The 3708-nt window shown below is 67.8% G+C and carries 2 protein-coding genes; both read right to left on the bottom strand.

Features of this window, described 5'->3' with window-relative positions:
- Positions 1-1990 (bottom strand): HAMP domain-containing protein (locus VF697_RS11735; protein WP_331094308.1); only part of this gene is annotated, 1990 nt, incomplete at its 3' end.
- Between the two features lie 91 nt (positions 1991-2081).
- The gene (locus VF697_RS11730; RefSeq protein WP_331094306.1) at positions 2082-3392 is read right to left on the bottom strand and encodes an ATP-binding protein; all 1311 of its coding nucleotides are present in this window, start codon (positions 3390-3392) and stop codon (positions 2082-2084) included.
- Positions 3393-3708: the final 316 nt, after the last annotated feature.

Below are 3708 nucleotides of genomic sequence, written 5' to 3'. Positions count from 1 at the left end.
TGTCGCGCACCTCGATGCGGACGCGGTCGGCCGTGGGGGCCTCCAGCCGCAGCGTCAGGCACCGCTGCTCCGCGGGCGCCTCATCCAGGGCGTACTTGGCGTTGCTGATGAGGTTGACCAGGATCATCAACACCTTGTGCTTGTCGGTCATGACCTGGGGCACGGGGGACAGGTGCCGCTCCACCTTCACCTCATGACGGGTGAGCCCCGCCGAGTTGATGCGCAGGGCGTCCTCCAACAGCTCCGCCAGGTTGGCCTGCTCGTTGAGCCGGGGCGTCCGGGTGTAGTCCTGCTGCAGCTTCACGATGGTGCCAATGTGCTCGGTGTACCGGCCCACCTCGTCGAGCAGCGACACGGCCTCATGGGTTTCCTTGCGCAGGTGCTGGCCCAGCCCGCTGAGGAAGGGCATGACATGCCGGCCGCGCTCATCCTGGGTGAGGAAGGTGGCGAGGTCGTTGCGGCGCTCCTCGAGCAGGGTGGCCAGGTGGCCGACGTCCTCCACCTGGAGGCCCACCAGCCGCTCCTTGGCCAGCATGGCCGAGGTGTGGACGCTGTTGAGCACGTTGCCCACGTTGTGCAGCACGCTGGTGGCGACCTCGGCCCGGCCCGCCTGCCGAGCCACCTGCACCAGTTGCCGGTGGACGTCCTTGAGCTCCCGGGTGCGCTCGTCCACCCGCTGCTCCAGCCCCTCGTTGGCCTGTCGCAGGGCCTCCTCGCGCCGCTGGACCTCATCGGCCATGAGGCGGAAGGCCTGGGCCAGCTGTCCCAGCTCGTCCTGGCGCCGGGTGTCCAGTTCGACCTTGAAGTCCCCCGCGGCGATCCGATCGGTGGCGTGGGTGAAGGCCAGCAGCGGGCGGGAGATCTGCTGCCGCAGCACGAAGAACATGATGGCCAGCTCCAGCACCAGTGACGCCAGGCCGAACACCAGGACGTAGCGCGCCGCCTGGAAGGCGGGCTGGGCCATCACGCTCTCGGGGAGCACCGTGACGAAGTTCCAGCCCGGGCCCTTGAGCCGCGCCGTGGCGAGGTATTCGCCGTGCTCCGCCAGCTTCAGCACGGCCTCGTCGGGCGAGCGGCCCTTCACCCGCTCGAAGATGTTCCGCAGGTGGGCCTGCTGCTCCGGGGAGCCGTGCTGCGTGGAGGCCAACCTCAGCTCCGGATGGGCGATGAACCGACCATCGTCGCGGAAGATGACGTTGTAGGCGCCGGGCAGGCTGTCGTGGGCGGTGCGGGCCACCAGGTCCTCGAGGAAGACGTCATGGCCGATCGTCGCGACATGGCGACCGTCCATGTCCAACGGCGTGGTCCCCGTGACCATCCTGTTTCCACTGATCGTGTCCACGTAGACGCCGGTCCAGCTCGTTCGGCGCTGAGGGTTGTTCTCGGGGCGGCTGAGGGGGAAGAACTCCTGGGAGATGATCGATTCGGTGGGCGCGATGTCCTGGCAGTAGGTGGGTCCCTCGGGCCAGTAGAGGATCATCGGCCCTTCCGGCAGCGCGACGAAGGTGTCCGTGAAGCGGGTGTGAAAGGCGGGCCCGTACTGAGTGAGCACGTCGTACGCGGCCAGGATTCTGCGGCGCAGCCCGGTGTCGAGGGGCACACCCCGGGGCACGAAGAGGCCCACCATCCGCTTGCCGTCGAAGCCTTCGGGGCGATTGCGGACGGTGCCATCCGGCAGGTGGACGAAGAGGCTGTCGAAGCGGGCGGTCGCCTCCTCCTGGTTCACGGCCTGGATGCGCTCCTGGAGGGCCTTCTTGAGGAAGGCGTGGTTGTCCTCCGCCAACACGAAGATGGCCTCCTCGCGCTGGCTGCGCTCCGCGACCGACTGCTCCAACTGCACGAGGGACTGCTCGCGCAGGGTCTGCAACAGGTGCAGGTAGCTGAAGAGCGTACCCAGGGCAATGACCACCGCGATGCGTATCCCCATCTGGAGGAGCGTTGCGCGGGCCAGGGCGGTACGAGGGCGGGAAGCAATCGAAGTCGACGACATGGAGCACGCTCAACGAGGTGGAGCGTGAATCCATGCATGGAACCGCCAGAAACGCCAAACGCGCGGGAGGAAGCCGCCTGCCCGAAAGCCCTCAGGCCACCGCTCTGGAGCGCGCCCCGGCGGGGGCCACTGGCAGCAGGAGGCGGAAGGTAGCGCCCTGGCCCGGCTGGCTCTTCACGGAGAGCTCGCCGCCGAACCCGGAGATGATGCCATGGCAGATGAACAGGCCCAGCCCGGTGCCCACCCCTACGGGCTTGGTGGTGAAGAAGGGCTCGAAGATGCGGCTCAGGTGCTCGGGGGCGATGCCGGGGCCATTGTCCTGGATCTCCACCCACACCCGGCCATCCTCATGGAGGCCCGTGGCCACGCGGATGCGGGGCTCGGCGGGCCCGTTCGCCACCGCATGCAGGGCGTTGATGAGCAGGTTGAGGAAGACCTGCCCCAGGCCATGCTCGTCGGCGAGGAGGGGCGGCACCGGGCACAGCTCCCGCTCGACCCGCAGCCCCGGCACCTGGGCAAGGTTCGCCATGGCGAGGGCATCCTCCAGCACCACGTCCATGTCCACCGGCGAGACGGGGCTGCCGCGGGAGAAACCCCGCACGTCCTGCACCAGCCGCTGGATGCGCTCGCAGCCATGGAGCGCATCGTGGCAGGACTCCTGGAGCTCCTCCACGTTCCCCTCGGGCTGTGTGGCGGCCAGCGCCGCCAACTCCCGTTGGACATGGTGGAGGTTGGCCATGATGAAGCTCAGGGGGTTGTTGACCTCATGCGCCAGCCCGGCCGCGAGCCGCCCCAGCGCCTCCAGCTTCTGGGCCTGGGCCAGTTGGAGCTCCAACCGCATGCGCTCCTCCGTCTCCTGCCGCAGCCGGACGTTGGCCTGCTCCAGCTCTTCCAGCCGCCTGCGATCCCGCCGCAGCAGCTCCCACTTCTCGGCGAGCGCGTGGGCTATCTGGCGCACCTCGATGCTGTCGAAGGGCTTGTGGAGGATGAGCAACCGCTGGCTGATGCCCAGCCGCTGCACCACCTCCTCCCAGGAGTAGTCCGTGTATGCCGAGCAGAGGACGACCTGGAGGTCCGGGTCCTCCCGCCAGAGACGCTCGGTGGTCTCCACGCCGTCCATCCCCGGTGGCATGCGGACGTCGACGAAGGCCAGGGCGTACGGCCGCCCCTCCTTCCGCGCGGCGCCCACGCGCTGGAGACCCTCTTCTCCCTGGAAGGCCGAGTCCACCTCGAAGCAATACCCCTTGGGTCGAGGTGGAGGCGTGCCGAAGAGCGAGGCCCTCAACTCCGAGAGCGACGCGTCGCCCTCGCCCGCGGAGAGGATCCGGTGGAAGTCCTGGTGAAGCGAAGGAGTGTCATCGATGACCAGGACACGCGGTGCGGGCACGGATGCGGAGTTCATGGTTTGTATCTGCCCCCACCGCGCTCTCTTCCGAGTCTCCTGGCGGGCAGGTGAATGAGACTCGCGTTCCAGGGGCGCTGTTCAAGTTCAACCATACCAGAACAACCCCGTGAGTAAAGGTAGGGCCCTGGCGGGAATGGGATCAGGTACGGACTGCTCGTTTGTTGACGATTGGGAGACCCCAGGGTGTGCGCTTCATGTTCAATGGCCGAAGTTTCGCGCCTGGAGCGAAGACGCCGTGGAACCTCGTCGGTCTTCGCTCCGTTCCGGGCAAAGCCATACGCCAGTGGCCCAGCATGACCCCCTCCTCCAACAC

The organism is Archangium sp. (genome assembly GCF_036388035.1).
In the GTDB taxonomy this organism is placed as follows: domain Bacteria; phylum Myxococcota; class Myxococcia; order Myxococcales; family Myxococcaceae; genus Archangium.
Note: the sequence above shows the minus strand (reverse complement) of the source record. Positions and strands in the feature narration are given on the sequence as shown.